Annotated in this window: 23 protein-coding genes; all 23 read left to right on the top strand. The window is 66.5% G+C overall.

From position 1 onward, the window contains the following. The 23 genes from prmC to OSB52_RS13205 all read left to right on the top strand — a co-directional run bounded on the left by prmC (window position 1) and on the right by OSB52_RS13205 (window position 21,061). Complete coding sequence (gene prmC / locus OSB52_RS13095; protein ID WP_235723786.1) at window positions 1–930, top strand: peptide chain release factor N(5)-glutamine methyltransferase; 930 nt, start codon at window positions 1–3, stop codon at window positions 928–930. After that, complete coding sequence (locus OSB52_RS13100) at window positions 927–1,583, top strand: L-threonylcarbamoyladenylate synthase (protein ID WP_235723785.1); 657 nt, start codon at window positions 927–929, stop codon at window positions 1,581–1,583. The genes prmC and OSB52_RS13100 overlap by 4 nt, the downstream gene beginning before the upstream one ends. Before the next feature lie 3 nt (window positions 1,584–1,586). After that, a complete protein-coding gene (gene glyA / locus OSB52_RS13105) occupies window positions 1,587–2,804 on the top strand; it encodes a serine hydroxymethyltransferase (protein WP_266062093.1) in 1,218 nt (405 codons plus the stop codon). 76 nt (window positions 2,805–2,880) lie between these two features. Continuing rightward, window positions 2,881–4,092, top strand: a complete 1,212-nt coding sequence (locus tag OSB52_RS13110) for an MraY family glycosyltransferase (protein ID WP_235723890.1) — start codon at window positions 2,881–2,883, stop codon at window positions 4,090–4,092. Window positions 4,093–4,382: 290 nt separating this feature from the next. Then, a complete protein-coding gene (locus OSB52_RS13115) occupies window positions 4,383–4,796 on the top strand; it encodes an ATP synthase subunit I (protein WP_266062095.1) in 414 nt (137 codons plus the stop codon). After that, window positions 4,793–5,575 carry a F0F1 ATP synthase subunit A gene (gene atpB, locus OSB52_RS13120; protein WP_235723782.1) on the top strand — a complete coding sequence of 261 codons (783 nt, stop codon included), beginning with the start codon at window positions 4,793–4,795 and terminating at the stop codon, window positions 5,573–5,575. Before OSB52_RS13115 ends, atpB begins: the two co-directional genes overlap by 4 nt. 79 nt (window positions 5,576–5,654) lie before the next feature. Continuing rightward, entirely contained in the window at window positions 5,655–5,912 is a 258-nt protein-coding gene (locus tag OSB52_RS13125) for a F0F1 ATP synthase subunit C (RefSeq protein WP_266062098.1), read from the top strand. Window positions 5,913–5,963: 51 nt separating this feature from the next. Continuing rightward, the gene (locus tag OSB52_RS13130; protein ID WP_235723781.1) at window positions 5,964–6,455 is read left to right on the top strand and encodes a F0F1 ATP synthase subunit B; all 492 of its coding nucleotides are present in this window, start codon (window positions 5,964–5,966) and stop codon (window positions 6,453–6,455) included. Further along, window positions 6,456–7,805 carry a F0F1 ATP synthase subunit B/delta gene (locus OSB52_RS13135; protein ID WP_235723780.1) on the top strand — a complete coding sequence of 450 codons (1,350 nt, stop codon included), beginning with the start codon at window positions 6,456–6,458 and terminating at the stop codon, window positions 7,803–7,805. A 67-nt stretch (window positions 7,806–7,872) separates the two neighbouring features. Further along, a complete protein-coding gene (gene atpA, locus OSB52_RS13140) occupies window positions 7,873–9,504 on the top strand; it encodes a F0F1 ATP synthase subunit alpha (protein ID WP_235723779.1) in 1,632 nt (543 codons plus the stop codon). Between the two features lie 42 nt (window positions 9,505–9,546). Then, window positions 9,547–10,479 carry a F0F1 ATP synthase subunit gamma gene (locus tag OSB52_RS13145; RefSeq protein WP_235723778.1) on the top strand — a complete coding sequence of 311 codons (933 nt, stop codon included), beginning with the start codon at window positions 9,547–9,549 and terminating at the stop codon, window positions 10,477–10,479. Window positions 10,480–10,513: 34 nt separating this feature from the next. After that, entirely contained in the window at window positions 10,514–11,962 is a 1,449-nt protein-coding gene (gene atpD / locus OSB52_RS13150) for a F0F1 ATP synthase subunit beta (protein ID WP_235723777.1), read from the top strand. Window positions 11,963–11,971: 9 nt separating this feature from the next. Further along, window positions 11,972–12,352: a F0F1 ATP synthase subunit epsilon gene (locus tag OSB52_RS13155; protein ID WP_235723776.1), complete on the top strand. Its 381-nt coding sequence runs from the start codon at window positions 11,972–11,974 to the stop codon at window positions 12,350–12,352. A 181-nt stretch (window positions 12,353–12,533) separates the two neighbouring features. Next, a complete protein-coding gene (locus OSB52_RS13160; protein ID WP_235723775.1) occupies window positions 12,534–12,977 on the top strand; it encodes a DUF2550 domain-containing protein in 444 nt (147 codons plus the stop codon). A 35-nt stretch (window positions 12,978–13,012) separates the two neighbouring features. Continuing rightward, window positions 13,013–13,660 (top strand): cob(I)yrinic acid a,c-diamide adenosyltransferase, encoded by a 648-nt coding sequence (locus tag OSB52_RS13165; protein WP_266062103.1) that lies wholly within the window; start codon window positions 13,013–13,015, stop codon window positions 13,658–13,660. 9 nt (window positions 13,661–13,669) lie between these two features. Further along, on the top strand, window positions 13,670–14,926 hold the full coding sequence (gene murA / locus OSB52_RS13170; RefSeq protein ID WP_266062104.1) for a UDP-N-acetylglucosamine 1-carboxyvinyltransferase: 1,257 nt from the start codon (window positions 13,670–13,672) through the stop codon (window positions 14,924–14,926). Between the two features lies 1 nt (window position 14,927). Beyond that, the gene (locus OSB52_RS13175; RefSeq protein ID WP_372512416.1) at window positions 14,928–15,263 is read left to right on the top strand and encodes an ArsR/SmtB family transcription factor; all 336 of its coding nucleotides are present in this window, start codon (window positions 14,928–14,930) and stop codon (window positions 15,261–15,263) included. Between the two features lie 90 nt (window positions 15,264–15,353). After that, the gene (locus OSB52_RS13180; RefSeq protein WP_266062106.1) at window positions 15,354–16,091 is read left to right on the top strand and encodes an energy-coupling factor ABC transporter permease; all 738 of its coding nucleotides are present in this window, start codon (window positions 15,354–15,356) and stop codon (window positions 16,089–16,091) included. Continuing rightward, window positions 16,088–16,480 (top strand): PDGLE domain-containing protein, encoded by a 393-nt coding sequence (locus OSB52_RS13185; protein WP_266062108.1) that lies wholly within the window; start codon window positions 16,088–16,090, stop codon window positions 16,478–16,480. The genes OSB52_RS13180 and OSB52_RS13185 overlap by 4 nt, the downstream gene beginning before the upstream one ends. Window positions 16,481–16,497: 17 nt before the next feature. After that, complete coding sequence (cbiQ, locus tag OSB52_RS13190; RefSeq protein ID WP_266062109.1) at window positions 16,498–17,274, top strand: cobalt ECF transporter T component CbiQ; 777 nt, start codon at window positions 16,498–16,500, stop codon at window positions 17,272–17,274. After that, complete coding sequence (locus tag OSB52_RS13195; protein ID WP_266062111.1) at window positions 17,271–18,095, top strand: energy-coupling factor ABC transporter ATP-binding protein; 825 nt, start codon at window positions 17,271–17,273, stop codon at window positions 18,093–18,095. Before cbiQ ends, OSB52_RS13195 begins: the two co-directional genes overlap by 4 nt. A gap of 124 nt (window positions 18,096–18,219) precedes the next feature. Then, window positions 18,220–19,512 (top strand): NDMA-dependent methanol dehydrogenase, encoded by a 1,293-nt coding sequence (gene mdo, locus OSB52_RS13200; RefSeq protein ID WP_266062114.1) that lies wholly within the window; start codon window positions 18,220–18,222, stop codon window positions 19,510–19,512. Between the two features lie 304 nt (window positions 19,513–19,816). Next, window positions 19,817–21,061, top strand: coding sequence for an AAA family ATPase (locus tag OSB52_RS13205; protein WP_268900244.1), 1,245 nt, complete (start codon window positions 19,817–19,819; stop codon window positions 21,059–21,061).

Genomic DNA, 21,061 nt, shown 5'->3' on the forward strand with positions numbered 1-21,061 from the left:
ATGAGTCAACCGGATGGCGGGTCGGTCGGCGCTCGCCCGGTGGCGGCCGAACTCCGATGGGCGGCACAGCGTCTGGCCGAAGCCGGGGTGGACAGCCCCCGCGCCGACGCCGAGTGGTTGCTGTGCGATGCACTGGGGTGTGACCGCGGGCGCCTGCTGCTCGTCGATGCCGTGTCCGACAACGCCCGGGCCCGATTCCACCACGCCGTTGCGCAGCGCGCGGAGCGAATCCCGTTGCAGCACATCACTGGTACTGCAGCCTTCGGGCCTGTCGATCTCTCCGTGGGGCCGGGCGTCTTCACTCCGCGGCCAGAAACCGAGTTCCTGGCCGATTGGGCGGCCCGCGCGCTGGCGGACACCGCCGGGACGCAACTGGTGGACCTGTGCAGCGGTAGCGGTGCGCTGGCGATCGCGGTGGCGACGCTGGTGCCGAGTGTGCGGGTGACCGCCGTCGAGTATTCGCCACGCGCGCTGCACTGGTTGCGGCGCAACGTCGATGCGGCCGCCGCCGACATCGCCGCGCGGATCTCGGTGTGCTGCGCCGATGTCACAGATGCCGAACAGATGCTCGAGCTCATCGCCCCGGCCGGCGTCGACGTCGTGGTGGCCAATCCGCCCTATGTGCCGGACGGTCACACGATCGCGCCGGAGGTGGCCCACGATCCACCCGAGGCGGTCTTCGCCGGACCCGACGGCATGACGGTGATCGAACCGATGGTGCCGATCGTTGCCGATCTGCTGCGACCCGGCGGATATGTCGGGATCGAGCATGACGACACCACATCGGTGTCGGTGCTGACCGCGCTGGAGTCGACCGGGCAGTTCGTCGATGTGCGCGCACATGCCGACCTCGCCGGTCGTCTGCGCTTCGCGACGGGACGGCGGGCCGACGGTCGCACCCCGCAGGCCCGTGGGAAGATGGCCGGGTGAGCACGGTATTCGATTGCGGTGAACCGGACACCAGGGCGGCGGGCATCCGCGCGGCCGTCGGCGCGGCGAAAGCCGGTCGGCTGGTGGTGCTGCCGACCGACACCCTTTACGGGATCGGTTGCGATGCATTCGACTCCGACGCGGTCGCGTCGCTGCTGGCTGCCAAGGGGCGTGGGCGCGACATGCCGGTCCCGGTTCTGGTCGGATCGTGGCACACGATCGACGGCCTGGTGCTGTCGGTGTCGACCGCCGCGCGTGACCTCGTGGAGGCATTCTGGCCGGGTGGCCTGAGTCTGGTGGTGGCGCAGGCGCCGTCGCTGGCCTGGGACCTCGGTGACACCGACGGCACGGTGATGCTCCGGATGCCGCTGCATCCGGTGGCGATCGACCTGCTCCGCGAGGTCGGCCCGATGGCCGTTTCGAGTGCCAACGTCTCCGGGCGTTCACCGGCCACCACGGCCGACGAGGCGCGCGAGCAACTCGGCGAGGCCGTCTCGATCTACCTCGACGGCGGGCCGGCGGCCGCGGCGCAGGCATCGACCATCGTCGACCTTTCCGGCGCCACCCCGCGGATTCTGCGGGAGGGTGCAGTGCCCACGCAGGCCATCGCCGAGGTGCTCGACCTCGACGCCGATGTGCTGACCGCGCACTGATCCATGGCGGGTTCGCTCTCCGATCCGCAGGTCGCGGATCTGCTGGAACGTGAGACCCGGCGTCGCGATTCGACGCTGCAGCTGCTCGCCGGGGAGACGCCGGCGAGTCCCGCGGTGCGCGCGGCGCTCACCTCCGACCTCGGCGCCAAGTATGCCGAGGGGTACCCGGGCGCGCGGTATCACGGCGGGTGTTCGGTCGCCGATGAGGTGGAGAACCTCGCCATCGAACGCGCAGCAGCACTGTTCGGAGCCGACTACGTCAACGTCCAGCCGCTGTCGGGGAGTATTGCCGGACTGTCGGTGTACGCCGCCTTCGCGCAGCCGGGCGATCCGATTCTGGCACTCGGGTTGCGCTACGGTGGTCATCAGACGCACGGGTCCCGGGCCAACTTCTCTGGTCGCTGGTTCGCGCCGATCCACTACGGTGTGCGGCGCTCCGACGAACGGATCGACTACACCGAATTGCGTGACCTCGCGCTGCTGCACCGACCGCGGATCATCGTCGCCGGCGCTTCCTCGCACTCGCGGTCGTTCGATTTTGCCCTGCTGCGCACCATCGCCGACGAGGCCGAGGCGATCCTGTGGGTGGACGCCGCGCATCTGGCGGGTCTGGTCGCCGGCGGGGTCGTGGATTCTCCGCTACCACACGCCGACGTCGTGACCCTGTCGACGCACAAGGTGCTGCAGGGCCCCCGGGGCGGCATGATCCTCGCCCGGGACGAGCACCGTGCGGTCCTGCAGAAGGCGGTGCATCCGTTCGTGCAGGGAGGTCCCTCGATGAACTCGATCGCCGCGAAGGCGGTGTGTCTGCGCGAGTCGGGCGGCGAGGGCTTCGCGCAGTACGCCGCGGCGACGGTGACCTCCGCGCAGCGACTCGGCGAGGCACTGACCGCCGCGGGACTGCGCGTCGTCAGCGGCGGCACTGACCTGCATCTCGCCGTTGTCGACGTGTCGGAACGGGGACTCACTGGCATCGAGGCCCAACGCAGACTGGCCTCGGCCGGGATCGTGGTGGACCGGGCGGTCCTGCCATTCGACAGCCGGCCCGTGACCGAGGGGTCCGCGATCAGGTTCGGGACGCCGTGCGCCGTACTCGCGGGCCTCGGACCCGATGCGATGGGCGACGTGGCCGACTGGATGACACGCGCACTCGCGGTGGACGTCGGGGCCACCCAACACGCCGACATCCGCCACGAAATCCAGCTCCGGCTCGGCGGGTAGCGTGAAGACGGTGTTCGATACCGTCGCCGGCCTCCCCGGACTGTCGCCGGGCGCCCCGGGGGTCGGCGTCCAGGTGATGGCTTCGTCGGTGGTCGACACCGGTGGTGCCGGTGTGCCGTTGCGTGAGCTGGCGCTCGTCGCGTTGACGGCCGCCGCGGTCACCTACCTGTTGACCTCGTTGGTGCGGGTGTTCGCGATCCGCGTCGGCGCCGTCGCGGTGCCGCGGGTCCGCGATGTCCACGTCATTCCCACGCCGCGGCTAGGTGGACTCGGGATGTTCGCCGGAGTCGTGGCGGCCATCGCGTTGGCCGCCAATCTTCCCGCACTCACGCGTGGCTTCGCCTACACCAGTGACATGAGCGCGGTGATCGTCTCCGGCACGGTGATCGTGGTGGTCGGTGTCATCGACGACCGGTGGGGCCTCGACGCCCTCACGAAATTCGCGGGCCAACTCACCGCGGCCGGCGTACTCGTGATCATGGGCGTCAGTTGGTATCTGCTCTACGTCCCGTTCGCCGACATCGGCACAGTGGTCCTCGACCCGCTGCAGGCCGGCCTGCTCACCGTCGCCATCACGGTCGCGACCATCAACGCGGTCAACTTCATCGACGGTCTGGACGGCTTGGCAGCCGGCCTCGGACTCATCGCCGCGTCGGCCATCGCCATGTTCTCCCTCGGACTGCTCAACGATCAGGGCGGCGATGTCAGCTATTATCCGCCCGCACTGATCTCGACGGTCCTGGCCGGTGCGTGCCTGGGCTTCCTGCCGCACAACTTCTCGCCGGCACGAATCTTCATGGGCGATTCAGGGGCGATGCTCATCGGGTTGATGCTCGCGGCGGCATCGACCAGCGCGTCGGGCCGCATCGCGATGAACGCCTACGGACCGGCCGACGTGTTCACTCTGCTCTCGCCGTTGATCCTGGTCGCAGCCGTCGTGTTCGTACCGATGCTCGACATGCTGATGGCGGTGGTACGCCGCACGCGTGCCGGGGTGGGCTTCTACACACCCGACAAGATGCATCTGCACCATCGACTGCTCGAACTAGGACATTCGCAGCGCCGGGTTGCGCTGATCATCTACCTCTGGGTCGGTGTGCTGGCGTTTTCCGCCGCGGCCAGTACGCTGTTCCCGATATCGGTTGTCGCGCCGATGTTCGGCGCAGGACTGATCGTCGCGTTGCTGGCGACCATGGCGCCACGGCTGCATCGCCGGTACGCCGAGATCCGGACGCGTGGTCATGCCGAGCGTGCCGGGGCCGACGGTCCGGTCACGCCGCGAACCTGACCGCGGGTGCGATAGGAAGTACCCCAAGGTAAGGCTTTGGTAAAAAGCATGTACTATCGCCTGTAGTAGGTGGTTGCCGACGCGGCGCGCCATTTCCGGACGACGTGCCGGCGTGTTCGCCGCCCGCATCGGCCGACCCCTGCTCCGGACCGTGCATACCCCCCGGTGGGCACGGGCGCCGGTGTTGGTAGTGTCACAGAAAACCGTGAGCTTACGTCCGGTGACGAGGGTCGCCGATCGCACGCGCGTTGACCCGTGCCCACGGGCGGGGAGGAGTTGAGGAGAGGCGAATGAGCACAGCAGCCCCTGACTCGACGTCGTATTACCCCGCCGCGCCGACCGGTTTGCGTCGCCCGGCGATCATCGCCGCGGTCGTCGTCGCCGTCGTCATCGGCATCAGCATCGCCGTCGGGCACATATGGTTCGCGGTCTTCTTCGTCGCCGGAACGGTCGCGATCTTCGTGAACGCGATCCTGGTCCGGCGAGCGGTCGAGGTCGTGGCCGCGCAAGAACACCCTCGCAAGCAAGCTCTTGCCGTCAACTCAGCCGTTCGCCTCGGGGCCATCACCGTCCTCGCTCTGGTGGCGGCTTTCCTGGTCCGGCCCGATGGGCTGGGCGCGATGTTCGGACTCGCCATCGGCCAGGTCGTTCTGGTGCTCAACACGGTGATTCCGGTGATGAAAGGACTGCGTAAGCAGCTATGACCTCATTGTTCTTCCTGGCCGAGACTGCGGAACAAGAAGCAGAGAACGAAGCCGCGATCGAGGTTGGTCACCACATCCAGGTCGATTGGCTGGGGATGACCGTCAACCTCGACACGGTGATAGGCAGCAGCGTCGCCGCGGTCATCGTGGTCGCGATGGCGTTCTTCGTGCGAAACCGGATGACCTCCAAGAAGCCGAACTCGGTTCAGCTGTACTTCGAGGTCATCACCGTCCAGATGCGCAACCAGATCGAAGGTGCGATCGGGATGAAGATCGCGGGCTTCGTGCTGCCGCTGGCGGTCACCCTGTTCACCTACATTCTGGTGGCCAACTGGCTGGCGATCGTTCCCTCGCAATACGGCACCAGCACCGGGTCCACCAGCGAATGGCTCAAGCCGCCGGCCAGCGATGCCAACTTCGCGTACGCGCTCGCCATCTTCGTCTTCGTCTGGTACCACGCCGCAGGTGTCAAGCGCCGCGGCATCATCGGCCACCCGGTCAAGCTGATCAAGGGTCACGCCGTCGGTATCGCGCCGGTGAACATCATCGAGGAGATCGCCAAGCCGGTCTCGCTGTCCCTCCGACTTTTCGGCAACCTGTTCGCGGGCACCATCATGCTCGGCCTGATCGCGCTGATGCCGGTCTACGTCATGTGGGCGCCGAACGCACTGTGGAAGTCCTTCGACCTGTTCGTCGGACTGATCCAGGCCTTCATCTTCGCGCTGCTGACCGTTCTGTACTTCAGCCAGGCGATGGAACTGGACGAAGACCACCACTAGTACGACCCGGACGGCGAACGCCGACCGGAGCAAAGACCTGGCACTGAAGTGTCAGTTTCACCCGAAAGGAAAGTTCTCAATGGATCCCAATCTGATCGGTATGGGCGCGTTGATCGGCGGCGGCATCATCATGGGTGGCGGCGCGATCGGTGCCGGTATCGGTGACGGCATCGCCGGCTCGCAGCTGATCGCCGGTATCGCCCGTCAGCCGGAGGCCCAGGGACGTCTGTTCACCCCGTTCTTCATCACCGTGGGTCTGGTCGAGGCCGCATACTTCATCAACCTGGCCTTCATGGCTCTGTTCGTCTTCGCAACGCCGATCTCCGGCCAGTCCTGATCTCGGTCTGACGACCAGATCCTCCAAGGATCAAAGGGAAATATCCGCACCATGAATCTCGCCGCAGAGAACTTCCTCATCCCCAATGGCACATTCTTCGTGTGTCTGCTGATCTTCGTCATCGTCTTCCTCATCATCCGGACGATGGTCGTGCCGCCGATCCTCAAGGTGCTCGACGAACGTGATGCCAGGGTCGCCAAGACCGTTGAGGACAACCGGGCGGCTGCGGCGAGCTACTCAGACGCCGAGACCGAATACCGGGCAGCGCTCAAGGACGCTCGGGGCGATGCCACCGGTATTCGGGACAAGGCCCGTGCCGACGGCAATGAGCAGTTGTCGGAGGCCAAGAAACGTGCCACCGCGGAAGCGGATTCGGTGCTGGCCGACAGCGTCGCGCAATTGAAGGCGGACGGCGACGACGCGGCCGCGACGGCACGCGCCGAGGTCGACCGTCTCTCGGCGGTACTCGCCAGCCGCGTGCTGGGCACCGAGGTGGCGCCGTCCGCTGCCGCGGCACCCGAGTCGACAGGAACGGTGAAGTAAGTGGACATCGTCATTGGAAACCTGATCGGTTTCGCGCTCATCGGCTTCCTGTTCTGGAAGTACGTGCGGCCGCCGCTGTCGCGAATGGTGGAGGCGCAGAAGGAGGCGATCAACCAGCAGGTCGTCGACAGCGCAGCTGCCGAGGAGCGCGTGGCCGACGCCCAGGCCGCACACGAACGTGCCCTCGCCGAGGCGAAGGCCGAGGCCAAGGAGATGCACGAGAACGCGCTCACCGATGCCAAGGGCATCGCCGAGGACTTCTCCGCGCAGGTCGACTCCGAGGTCAAGCGGATCAGTGAACACGGTAAGGCCCAGGTGGCTCTCAACCGGTCGAATCTGATCCGCGAGCTGCGCAGCGACCTCGGCCTGACCGCCGTGGACGGGGCCGGCAAGTTGGTCCGAGATCATCTCGCCGACCCGGGTGCCCAGTCCGACAGCATCGATCGGGTCATCGACGAGCTCGAGGCGATGGCGGCCGGCGGACCGTCCACGCAGGTCCCGCACACCGCGGATCTGATCGGGTTGCATTCGATGCGGGCGTCGAGCCGTGACGCTGCGCTCGCCGTGGCCGCCGAGTTCGACTCGGCTTCGCAGTCACTCGACTCCGCGGCGCTCACGACGGCGGCCACCGAGCTGACCGAGGTGATCCGGGTCATCGACGGCAACCCGGTGCTGCGCAAGCGGCTCACCGAGGACGAGGACAACGTCGACGGGCAGGTCGCCCTTGTGCAGAACCTGTTCGGCGGCAAGGTGTCGCAGATCGTCGTGGACATCCTGGTTGCCGCCGTCAAACAGCGGTGGTCGACCGCGGCAGACCTCACCGCGGCCTTACGCCGACAGAACGCACTGGTCGTCCTGACCGCGGCGGAGCGTGACGGATCGATCGAGCAGGTCGAGACCGAACTGTTCGCCGTCGGACGGCTGCTCGACCAGAACCCACAGTTGGCGTCGTTGTTGTCCGATCACACCCACGACGGTGCGCGTCGCGTCGAACTGCTGCGTTCGCTGGTGGGCGAGAAGGTCGGGTCGCACACCTGGTATCTGCTGTCGCATCTGATCGTGCTGCTGCACGGTCAGCCCTCCGAGGTTGCCGTCGATCACCTGGCCGAACTGGCCGCGGCCCGTCGCGGCGAATCGGTGGCGCACGTGGTGTCCGCGACCCGGCTGTCGGACGCACAGACCGCGCGTCTGTCGACCGTGCTCGGCAAGATCTACCGGCGGACCATCTCGGTGCAGACCGAGATAGATCCGGAGATCATCGGCGGCCTGCGGATCGGTGTCGGCGATGAGGTGATCGACGCCGATGTCGCGACCCGGTTGGCGAAGGCGGCCGAGAGCCTGCCGCGCTGACCTGCACCGAACCCAACCCAGCAACTGACAAACCACCAGCCGGACTGAGCAAGAAAGACGAAAACCCATGGCGGAGTTGACGATCTCACCAGACGAAATCAAGGGAGCGATCGAGCAGTATGTCTCGTCGTTCGAAGCCGATGCCTCCCGTGACGAGGTGGGCATCGTCACCGACACCTCGGACGGCATCGCTCACGTGAGCGGCCTGCCCGGCGCGATGGCCAACGAGCTGTTGCAGTTCGAGGGTGGCGTGCTCGGCGTGGCCCTGAACCTCGACGAGGACGAGATCGGTGCGGTCATCCTCGGTGACTACGAGTCACTCGAAGAAGGCCAGCAGGTCAGCCGTACCGGCGAGGTGCTCTCGGTGCCCGTCGGCGACAAGTTCCTCGGGCGCGTCGTCGACCCGCTCGGCGCCCCGATCGACGGCCTCGGTGACATCGAGGCCGACGAGCAGCGCGTGCTCGAACTCCAGGCGGCCTCTGTGCTCGAGCGCCAGCCCGTCGAGGAGTCCCTGGCCACTGGCATCAAGGCCATCGACGCCATGACCGCCATCGGCCGCGGGCAGCGTCAGCTGGTCATCGGCGACCGCAAGACCGGTAAGACCGCGGTCTGCATCGACGCGATCCTCAACCAGAAGGCCAACTGGGACTCCGGCGACCCCGACAAGCAGGTGCGCTGCATCTACGTCGCGATCGGCCAGAAGGGTTCGACCATCGCCGGCGTCAAGACCGCGCTGGAAGAGGCCGGCGCCATGGAGTACACCACCATCGTTGCCGCCCCGGCGTCGGACTCCGCGGGCTTCAAGTGGCTCGCTCCGTACACGGGTTCGGCCATCGGGCAGCACTGGATGTTCCAGGGCAAGCATGTCCTGATCGTGTTCGACGACCTGACCAAGCAGGCCGAGGCCTACCGTGCCATCTCGCTGCTGCTGCGCCGCCCGCCGGGCCGCGAGGCCTACCCGGGTGACGTCTTCTACCTGCACTCCCGTCTGCTGGAGCGTTGCGCGAAGCTCTCCGACGAGATGGGTGGCGGATCGATGACCGGTCTGCCGATCATCGAGACCAAGGCCAACGACGTCTCGGCGTTCATCCCGACCAACGTCATCTCGATCACCGACGGCCAGGTCTTCTTGGAGTCGGACCTGTTCAACAAGGGTGTTCGCCCGGCAATCAACGTCGGTACGTCGGTGTCGCGCGTGGGTGGTGCCGCACAGACCAAGGGACTGAAGAAGGTCTCCGGTTCGCTGCGTCTGGAACTGGCACAGTTCCGCGAGCTCGAAGCCTTCTCGGCCTTCGCCTCCGACCTCGACGACGCATCGAAGGCGCAGCTCGAGCGCGGTGCGCGCTGGGTCGAGATGCTCAAGCAGGACCAGTACAGCCCCTTCTCGGTGGAGGACGAGATCGTCTCGATCTACCTCTGCGGTGAAGGCCACTACGACTCGGTGCCCGTCGACGACGTGCGTAACTTTGAGACGCAGCTGCTCAGCCACCTGCACCATGAGGCCAAGGGCGTCTACGACTCGATCGCAGGCGGCAAGGCTCTCTCCGACGATCAGGCCGAGGCGCTGGTCGACGAGACCAACAAGTTCAAGAACAGCTACCTCACCCACGACGGCAAGCGGGTCGTGAACGAGGCCGAGGCCAAGGCGATGGACTCGGAGAACGTCGAACACGAGCAGATCACGGTCCGCAAGTCGTGATCGCGTCGTCCGACATTCGTCCGCAGGAAGGGGTGAGAGCTCATGGCCAGCATTCGTGAGCTGCGCTCGCGCATCCGGTCGGTGAACTCGACGAAGAAGATCACCAAGGCCCAGGAGCTGATCGCGACCTCGCGCATCACCAAGGCGCAGGCGCGCGTGGCGGCGGCCAAGCCGTATGCACACGAGATGACCGAGGTGCTCTCGGAACTCGCGAGCAATGCGGGGTCGCTCGACCACCCATTGCTCGTCGAGCGCGAGCAGCCCAAACGCGCCGGCATCCTGGTCGTCACGAGCGACCGGGGCATGTGCGGCGGATACAACGCGAACGTGCTGCGTGCGGCCCGTGAACTGATGGCGCTGGTCCGCGACGAGGGCAAGGAGCCGGTGCTGTTCGTGATGGGGCAGAAGGGCGTCGGCTTCTTCAGCTTCCGCGGCACCGACATCGCCGACTCGTGGACCGGATTCTCCCAGTCGCCCGACTACAACGACGCGGCCACCGCCACCGGCTTCCTGGTGGACCTGTTCCTGGCCGGCTCCGGCGAGCAGGTGGAGCGGCCCGACGGCGAGGGCTCCCTCGAGGGGGTCGACGAGCTGCACCTGGTGTACACCCGGTTCGTCTCGATGTTGACGCAGGCACCCGAGGTGCGCCGGGTGGCGCCGCTGGTGGTGTCGGAGGCGGAGGTGGATCAGGACGCCGAGATCCACAAGCCGTCGCGTAACTACTCGTTCGAGCCGGCTCCGGAGGCGCTGCTCGACGCGTTGTTGCCCAAGTATGTGGCGACGCGAGTGTATGCGGCGCTGCTGGATTCAGCGGCGTCCGAGTCGGCGGCGCGACGCACCGCCATGAAGGCGGCCACCGACAACGCCGAGGAACTGGCCACGTCGCTGTCCCGTGAGGCCAACCAGCTCCGCCAGGCGCAGATCACCCAGGAGATCAGCGAGATCGTCGGCGGCTCCAGCGCTCTGGCCAACTGACCTATCGACCCAAAGAGGAAGTGACCCAACGACAATGACTGCAGCAGTAACCTCCCCCACGGGGGCCGAGACGGGATCGGCCGACGGCCGGGTCGTCCGCATCATCGGCCCCGTCGTCGACGTCGAGTTCCCGCGCGGCTCGATCCCAGATCTGTTCAACGCCCTGCACGCCGAGATCAAGCTCGAAGCGGTGGCCAAGACGCTGACCCTCGAGGTTGCCCAGCACCTCGGTGACAACCTGGTCCGCACCATCTCCATGCAGCCGACCGACGGTCTGGTTCGTGGGGCCGCGGTCAGCGACACCGGCAAGTCGATCGTCGTGCCGGTCGGCGATGTCGTGAAGGGTCACGTCTTCAACGCGCTCGGCGATTGCCTCGACACCCCCGGCCTCGGCCGCGACGGCGAGCAGTGGAGCATCCACCGCAAGCCCCCGGCATTCGACGAGCTCGAGGGCAAGACCGAGATCCTCGAGACCGGCATCAAGGTCATCGACCTGCTGACCCCGTACGTCAAGGGTGGCAAGATCGGCCTGTTCGGCGGCGCGGGCGTGGGTAAGACGGTGCTCATCCAGGAGATGATCACCCGTATCGCACGTGAGTTCTCCGGCACCTCGGTGTTCGCCGGTGTCGGCGAGCGCACCCGTGAAGGCACCGACCTCCACCTCGAGATGGAGGAGATGGGCGTTCTGCAGGACACCGCACTGGTGTTCGGGCAGATGGATGAGCCGCCGGGCACTCGTATGCGCGTGGCGCTGTCGGCGCTGACCATGGCGGAATACTTCCGCGATGTGAAGCACCAGGACGTGCTGCTGTTCATCGACAACATCTTCCGGTTCACCCAGGCCGGTTCGGAGGTCTCCACCCTGCTCGGCCGTATGCCGTCTGCGGTGGGCTACCAGCCGACTCTGGCCGACGAGATGGGTGAATTGCAGGAGCGGATCACCTCGACCAAGGGTCGTTCGATCACCTCGCTGCAGGCCATCTACGTTCCTGCCGACGACTACACCGACCCGGCGCCGGCGACCACCTTCGCCCACCTCGATGCAACCACCGAGCTCTCGCGTCCGATCTCGCAGCTGGGTATCTACCCGGCCGTGGACCCGCTGACCTCGACCTCCCGCATCCTGGAGGCCTCGATCGTCGGTGACGAGCACTTCCGCGTCGCCAACGAGGTCAAGCGAATCCTGCAGAAGTACAAGGAACTGCAGGACATCATCGCCATCCTCGGTATGGACGAGCTCTCCGAAGAGGACAAGGTCACGGTGCAGCGTGCTCGCCGTATCCAGAAGTTCCTCGGCCAGAACTTCCTCGTCGCCGAGAAGTTCACCGGCCAGAAGGGCTCGGTCGTTCCGCTCGCCGACACCATCGAGGCATTCGATCGGGTCTGCAAGGGTGAGTTCGACCACCTGCCCGAGCAGGCGTTCAACAGCTGCGGTGGCCTCGACGACGTGGAGGCAGCCGCCGCCAAGATCAGCGGAAAGTAGCGAACCACCATGGCAGAGAAGTCCTTTCACGTCGAGGTCGTCGCCGCTGACGACAGGCTCTACTCGGGTGAGGCGACCTTCGTGATCGCGCAGACCACTTCTGGTGAGCTCGGTGTGATGGCGAACCACGAGCCGCTGTTGGGCCAGTTGGTGGCCGGCGGTTTCGTGGTGGTCGTCGAGGAGGGCGGCAACCGTCGCACGCTCGCCGTCCAGGGTGGATTCCTGTCGGTCACGGGCGAGGCGGTGACCATCCTCGCCGAGTCGGCGCAGTGGGCCGACGGCATCGATGCCGCTGCCGAGCGCGCGGCCATGGAAGCTGCCGACCCCGGCTCCGACGAGTACAACCGCGCGCATTCCCGGTTGGTCGCGGCCGAACACACCGCCAAGTAGACAGCTCGGCTCAACGGCCGGTCACCGCCAGTTGGCGGTGACCGGCCGTTGTCGTCTTTCCGGATCCGTCTGGCATGCTGGAGGAGGAAAAGACCGCTCGAGTCGCTCGACTCGTTGCCGGTGCGTGACAGCCCGCGCTCTGGCCTCAGCCCCACGTCGGTCGTTTTCGGAGGTTCGCCTGGTGTCGTTGGTAGCGATCTTGCTCGGTGTCCTACTGGTCGCCGCCTTGATCGTGTGTGGCCTGTTGGCGTACCGATTGAGTCAGCTGCGTCGAATGGGCACGCCCGTACTGTTGCGCCCGATCCCGGCCGCCGACGACGAGGGGTGGCGTCACGGCACCGTTCATTACAGTGACGACGCCTTGCGGTATTTCCGGCTCACCGCGCTGCGGCCCGGCCCCACCCGCACGCTGGTGCGGCAATCGATCGAGATCACCGGACGGCGCCGGCCATTCGGTAGTGAGTCCGACATCTTGGAGGGCATGGTGATCGTGGAGTTGGCCGCCGGCGCGGACGCCCACGGTGGAGCCTACGAACTGGCGATGGCGCCCGGGGCGGTTACTGCATTCCAGTCCTGGCTGGAATCGCGCCAGAATGAACGCTCCCAGCGACGCCGTACCGCGTGAGCGACCCACGCGACGCGGGGCACTAGATTCAGACCATGGCTGTTCATCTCACCCGCATCTACACACGTACCGGCGACGACGGCACTACGGGCCTCAGCGATTTCTCGCGGGTTTCCAAGACCGACCTGCGGGTCGCGGCGTACGCCGATTGCGATGAGGCCAATGCGGTCATCGGCATGGCGCTGGCATTGGCCGACCAGGTGCCCGCCGAGATCGCCACCGTGCTGGCGACGGTGCAGAACGACCTCTTCGATGCGGGAGCCGACCTGTCGACGCCGGTGATCGACAATCCGCAGTACCCGCCGCTTCGGATTGAACAGAGCTACATCGGCGCACTGGAGACCTGGTGTGATGAATTCGGTGAGGGACTGCCCGCGCTGGATTCCTTCATTCTTCCCGGGGGCACGCGACTGAGCGCCCTGCTGCACCACGCGCGTACCGTCGCCCGCCGGGCCGAACGCTCCGCGTGGGCGGCCGTCGATGCCGAACCGGATACCACCAGCGTGCTGCCCGCCCGCTACCTGAATCGGCTGTCCGACCTGCTGTTCATCCTGGCTCGCGTCGCGAATCGACCGCCCGTCGGTGGCGGGGACGTCAAGTGGGTGCCGGGTGGGGATCGTGCGCGACCCGGGGCGGGCCGGCGGGGCGGCGGTCCGAGCGGAACGAGCGCCGACGAAGGCTAAGGTGGCACCGTGAGTGATCGCTTTATGGTGTCCGGTGGCGCCCGCCTGTCAGGTGAGGTCTCCGTCGGTGGGGCCAAGAACAGTGTGTTGAAACTGATGGCCGCCTCGTTGCTGGCCGAGGGCACCACCACACTTACGAATTCCCCCGAGATCGCAGACGTGCCGTTGATGGCCGATGTGTTGCGAGGACTCGGAGCCGTGGTGTCGATCGACGGCGACACCGTGATGATCGATGCGCCGGCCGAACCGAAGTTCCACGCCGATTTCGATGCGGTCAAGCAGTTCCGCGCCTCGGTCTGTGTGCTCGGTCCACTGATGGCCCGATGCCATCGCGCGGTCGTCGCCCTGCCCGGCGGCGACGCCATCGGGTCCCGGCCACTCGACATGCACCAGGCCGGGCTGCGCGCACTCGGGGCGCACAGCTCCATCGAACACGGCTGTGTGGTGGCCGAGGCGGACACTCTGGTCGGTGCGCCGGTAGCCCTGGAGTTCCCATCGGTGGGTGCAACGGAGAACATCCTGATGGCGGCGGTGCTCGCCGAAGGTGTGACCGTCATCGACAACGCTGCGCGCGAGCCGGAGATCGTCGACTTGTGTGTGATGCTGCAGCAGATGGGCGCCCAGATCGACGGCGCGGGCACGTCGACGCTGACCGTCACCGGCGTGGAGCGACTCCATCCGACCACCCACCGGGTCGTCGGCGATCGCATCGTCGGTGCGACATGGGGAATCGCCGCGGCGATGACACGCGGTGACGTCACCGTGCGCGGTGTCTCGCCCGACCACCTGCAGTTGGTCCTCACCAAGCTGCGCGACGCCGGGGCCACGGTGGACACGTTCGACGACGGATTCCGGGTGCGTCAGGATCGTCGCCCGACCGCGGTGAACGTCTCGACACTGCCGTTTCCCGGGTTCCCGACGGACCTGCAGCCGATGGCGATAGGTATGGCCGCGATCGCCGACGGGATGTCGGTGATCACCGAGAATGTGTTCGAGGCGCGGTTCCGCTTCGTCGAGGAGATGGTGCGACTCGGTGCCGATGCACGTACCGACGGACATCACGCGGTGCTCCGCGGCATCGAGCGATTGTCCAGTGCCCCGGTGTGGTGTTCGGACATCCGGGCCGGCGCGGGTCTCGTACTGGCCGGGCTGGTCGCCGACGGGGTGACCGAGGTGCACGATGTCGAGCACATCGACCGCGGATATCCGCACTTTGTGGAGAACCTGCGCAACCTCGGCGGAGAGATCGAGCGAGTGGGCGAGTGAGGTGACCGCCGACCACGGTCACCGACCGGGCGCCGCGAACGCCCCGTCCCCGCCTGCCACCGATGTGGACATCGCCGCGTGGTCGACGAGGTTCGACCTGCTGTCCGATCCACACCGACTGGAGATCCTCATCGTGCTGCATCAGCGGCCGGGCATCATCGTGGGTGACCTCGCCGCGGCGGTGGGTCGGACGGAAACGGCTGTCTCGCAGGCTCTGCGGGTGCTTCGACACCAGGGGTGGGTCAGCTCCACCCGGCAGGGCCGTTCGGTGAGCTATCGGCTCGACGACGAAACCGTCCATCAGTTGCTGCATTGGATGGGCGCCGGTCACTCGTAGTGCAGGACCCCACCTGGCCGATCGGCCAGTCTGTCCACTTAAACATCTGAATAAGTGGACAGATGACGGTGGTGTGCTTACGGTTCGACCATGTTCTCGACGACCTCTTCGTCCACCACGGTGGCGATGCACATGAGTGATGGCATCATCGACGCGCCGACGTCTGCGGTGTTCGCGGTGATCGCGGTGGCCGGCCTCGCGCTGTGCACCTGGCGTGCCCGCGCCGACCTAGACGAGAAGACGGTGCCGATGGCGGGTCTGGTCGCCGCGTTCATCTTCGCGGTCCAGATGATCAACTTCCCGATCCTGCCGGGGGTGAGCGGTCATCTGCTTGGTGGGGCGTTGGCCGCGATCCTGGTGGGGCCGTTCACCGGAGCCTTGTGTATCGCCATCGTGCTGATCGTGCAGGCGTTGCTCTTTGCCGATGGTGGGGTCACGGCGCTGGGCGCCAACATCACGAACATGGCGCTGATCTCCACCGTCGTCGGCTATGCGGTGGCAGTCGGGATGATGCGGCTGATCGCGCGCCGAACCTGGACGGTCGGTCGTCTGGGGGTGGTGGCCTTTGTCGCCGCCCTGTGTGGAACGCTCGCGGCCGCAACCGGTTTCATCGTCGAATACGAGATCGGGGGCGCTGCGACGCAGTCGCTGACCGCTGTGGCCGGCTACATGTGGGGTACGCACGCCCTCATCGGTGTGGGGGAGGGGCTGATCACCGCCGTCACCGTGATGGCAGTCGCCCGCACCCGCCCCGACCTGGTGTACCTCCTGCGGGCCCGACCGCAGTCGGTGGCCGCGGACACCACCAGGATGGGAGCGCACGCATGACCACGTCCAACCGCGCGCACCGCTTGGGTCGCAGGGCATTTCTGGTGGGATTCGGCTTGGCAGCGCTCGTCATCGCCGGTGTCGTGTCGTACGCGGCCAGTGCCTCGCCGGACGGACTCGATTCGACGACATTGCGCGGATGCGAGACGATCGTCGTCGACGGAACCGAGAATCTGGCCGGCGACTGTATCGCGCAGCACGCCACCGAGCACGCGCTGGCATCATCACCACTCGCCGACTACTCGGTCGGTGGAATCGGGTACTCCAACGGCATCGCAGGCGTCATCGGCGTGCTCGTGACCCTCGCCATTGCGGTTGCCGTGTTCTGGCTGATCGCTCGACGCCGGACCGACGGTCGCGCCGCGACTCGTGGCGCCGGCCGACGCTGAACCGGAGTTCGCACACCATGGGCGCAGGCCACGCACACCCGCTCTACCGATCCGCGACATCGGTGGTACATCGGGCACCTGCCGAGGCCAAGTTGGCGGCGCTGGTGGTGTTCGTGTTTGCCGTGGTGGCCACGCCCCGCGAAGTGTTCTGGCCTTACGCGCTCTACGCGGCGATGCTGCTGACGATCTGGCGGTTCGCAACGATCCCGCTGAGATGGATGCTGCCGCGCATGCTCATCGAGGCGCCGTTCGTGGTGCTCGCGGTGCTGCTGCCGTTCTCCGAGGGCGGTGAGCGCGTGCACGTCGCGGGTATGTCGCTGTCGGTGGCCGGGCTCTACGCGGCGTGGGGGATTGTCATCAAGGGCACGCTCGGGGTGGCGGCTTCGCTGACGTTCGCGGCGACCACCCCGGCCAGTGCGCTGCCGGTGGCGCTGACGCGCCTCGGCATGCCTGCCACCGTGACGCCGGTGATCGTCATGATGTTGCGGTACGCGGATCTGTTGTCGGCGGAGATCCGCAGGATGCACATCGCTCGGTTGGCGCGCGGTGACTCACCGCGAACCCTGCATCGGGCCGGCGCGATCGCACAGGGCATCGGTGCGCTGTTCCTGCGGTCCTATGAACGTGGCGAACGTGTGCATCTCGCGATGATGTCGCGTGGTTTCACCGGCGCCATTCCGGAGATGCCAGGGGTTGCAGGGTCGGCGCGTGCGAGCGCGCGTCAGTGGCTCGCGGTGACCACGCCCGCGACCATCGCTGTGATCATCGCTGTGATCTCATGGGGAGCAAAATGATAGGTCGGAGGGCCACTGCAGGGCCGGAACCACACCCGTCGACCGGGGTAGCGGTCGAGGTCAGCGGAGTCCGATACACCTACCCCGATGGGCATCGGGCTCTCGACGGCGTCGACCTGCGAGTCCGCGCGGGCGAGCGGGTGGCTCTGCTCGGGCCGAACGGCGCTGGGAAGACGACCTTGATGCTGCATCTCAACGGGGTGTTGACGCCGACCGAGGGCACCGTGTCCATCTACGGGACCGCCGTCGACAAGAAATCGTTACGCGCGGTCCGGCGACAGGTGGGCGTGGTGTTCCAGGATCCCGACGATCAGCTCTTCATGCCGACCCTCGCCGAGGACGTGGCCTTCGGACCCGCCAATTTCGGCGTCGACGGGCAGGCTCTGGCCGAACGTGTCGAGGAGGCGCTGGCCGCGGTCGGGATGAGCGAGCAGGCGGGGCGCAGTCCCCATCACCTCTCCGGGGGACAGCGTCGTCGCGGGGCGCTGGCATCGGTGCTGGCATGCCGGCCCGATGTACTGGTCCTCGATGAGCCGTCGGCAAACCTCGATCCAGTCGCGCGTCGCGAACTCGCCGAGACGCTGATCGGACTGGACACGACGATGATCGTGGTGACTCACGACCTGCCCTACGCCGCGCAGCTCTGTGACCGGGCGGTGATCGTCGACGATGGGCGTGTCGTCGCCGATGGCGCCATCCTCGATGTACTGGCCGACGCGGAGACGTTGGCGCGGCACCGTCTCGAGTTGCCGTGGGGATTCGACGTGGACACCATGCGCGCCCTGTCCGAACGGACAGGGCGCCGGGTGCCAACCGGATAGCACTCCGGCGCCAAGGGCGGGTTTGCACTCCGAGATCTGTTGTCCGCCAGTGTGACGCGCGTAACGTCGCCGGTGTTCACCACCGATGCCGATATCGCGCAGCGCGCGCAGGAGGACAGTCACCATGCAGGTCGACGAGCTACTCAAACCATTCCCCATCAAAGAGTTCCATCCCTTCCCGCGGGCGATGATGGGCCCCGGCGCCCACGAGATGATCGGACCCGAGGCGCTGAAGCTGGGTTTCAAGCGCACCCTGGTGATGACCACCGGCCTGCGGGGAAGCGACACCGTCCACAAGATCGTCGAATCATGCAAGTACCACGGACTGGAAGTGGTGCTGTTCGATCAGGTGGAGTCGAACCCCAAGGACTACAACGTGATGGATGCGGTGTCGCTCTACAACTCCGAGCAGTGTGACTCCTTCATCTCGATCGGTGGTGGATCGGCCCATGACGCGTGTAAGGGAGCGCGCATCTCGGTGGCGCACGACGGACGAAACATCAACGAGTTCGAAGGCTTCAACAAGAGCGAGAACCCGAAAAACCCGCCGCATATCGCGGTGTCCACCACGGCGGGCACGGGATCGGAGACCTCCTGGGCCTACGTCATCACCGACACCACCACCGACCCGGACAAGCCGCACAAGTATGTGGCGTTCGACGACGCGTCGGTGACCACCCTCGCGATCGACGATCCGGTGCTTTACTACGACTGCCCGGTCGCGTTCACCGCACAGTGCGGGTTCGACGTGCTCGCGCACGCCTCCGAACCGTATGTCTCGCGGTTGAACTTCCCGCCGTCGATGGGCAATGCACTGCATGCGGTGCGATTGACCGCACGACACCTGCGTGAGGCCACGTGGAACCCCACCGAACTCGCCGGCCGCGAGGGCATGATGTACGCGCAGTACATCGCGGCGCAGGCCTTCAATTCGGGCGGCCTGGGCATCATCCACTCGATCAGCCACGCGGTGTCGGCTTTCTACGACACCCACCACGGACTCAATAATGCGATCGCGCTGCCGCGTGTGTGGGCATTCAACATGCCGGTGCTCTACGAGCGCTTTGCCGATCTCGCCGAGGCGATGGGCGTCGACACGCACGGTATGACCAAGGTTCAGGCTGCTGATCAGGCGCTCAATGCGGCGATCCGGTTGCTGCGCGATGTGGGTATCCCGGAGAAGTTCACCGACGTGACGCAGGACTCGCACATCAAGAACCGGCTCGGTCAGGGCCCGACCAAGTTCTACGAGAACCGCAAGGAGATCTCGGGTGCGCCGCAGTCCATCGACGCGATCACCAACCACGTGCTCGGCGACGCCTGCACTCCGGGTAACCCGAAAGAGTGCACGTTCGAAACCGTGCGACCTGTCGTCGATCACGCCTTCAACGGCGACCTCGATGACCTGATCTCGTAGGGGCGCCACCCCTACGACGCAGACGGGTGGCGAATCCACTGCCCCCGACCAGGTTTCGCCACCCGTCTGCATTCACCACCCCAATTTCGATCACCTTGACCCGCCCACAGAACCGGAGACACCGATGTCCGTGCAGTTCGCCGACGAGCCCGACGAGTTCGGACCGACGAGCCCCGATCCCGCCCGGTCCATGAGTGGCTCGCGTGGCACCGGTGGGGAACGGCCACCCCGATCTGGGGGTGGCACGGGTGACGGGGAATCACCCCGCGGGGGTGGCACGGATGACGGGGGATCCGCCCGTCCCCTGAGGAGCCCGCGAGGAACGAGCGGGCGTCACGAAGGGTCGCCCCCCTTCACCGACGTCGCCGACGTGATCGAGAAATTCGCCGCAGCAGGCTATCTCGCCGATCAGCGCCTCGCGACGACGGTCTTCTTGCAGAGCCGGCTGGACAAGCCGATCCTGCTCGAGGGGCCTGCGGGAGTCGGCAAGACCGAACTCGCCAAGACACTGGCAGAGGTCACCGGACGCCACCTGTTGCGCCTGCAGTGCTACGAGGGCCAGGACGAGACGACCGCGCTTTACGAATGGGATTACGGCAAGCAGCTGCTCTACACACAGGTGCTGCGCGAGAAGATCAGCCAGGTCGTCGAGGATGCCGCGACACTCACCGAAGCGGTCGACCGGATTGGTGCCGAGGAGAGCGTGTTCTTCTCCGAACGCTTCCTCGCACCGCGGCCGCTGCTGGAAGCCGTGCGCTCCGAAAGGCCGGTGGTACTGCTCGTCGACGAGGTCGATCGTGCCGACGAAGCGCTCGAGGCGGTCTTGCTGGAACTGCTCGCCGAGTATCAGGTCTCTGTGCCGGAGATCGGTACCTTCGTCGCTACCCACCAGCCGATGATCGTGTTGACCTCCAACAACACCCGGGATCTGTCGGCCGCGCTCAAACGACGCTGCCTGCACCTGTCGCTGGACTACCCCGATGCCGACCGTGAACTGGAGATCATCAAGTCCAAGGACACCGGGTTGTCGGAGGCATTGGCCGCACAGCTCGTGCAGATCGTGCGCGGGTTGCGCGAGCTGGATCTGCGCAAGGCGCCGAGCATCTCCGAGGCCATCGACTGGGCGCGGACCCTCGCTGTTCTCGGTGCCGACGACCTCACCGCCGAGATCCTCTCCGACACCGCCAATGTCGTGGTCAAATACGACCGGGACCTGACTCGTGCGATCGATGCCATGCCCAGGTTGGTCGATCCGAATGCCGAAGTGCCCGAACATTTGCACGGGCACTCGCACGACCACGGCCACTCGCACGACCACGGGCACTCCCATGACCACGGGCATTCCCACGATCATGACCATTCGCCCGGGCACGAGACGAACTCGGGGCCGGCGCGGCGGGCCGCCAAAGATCTTCCGGGGCGTCACGGACAGGACTACTACGGATCGCCGGGCGCCCGCAGCGAGGCCGGTACCAAGGGCGGTGTGAGTCCGGGTCAGGGGAGCCGGTCGTTCCAGCGACGAGGCGGCACCGGCAAGCGGCCGTTCTGA

The organism is Gordonia aquimaris, from assembly GCF_026262595.1.
Lineage (GTDB): Bacteria > Actinomycetota > Actinomycetes > Mycobacteriales > Mycobacteriaceae > Gordonia > Gordonia tangerina.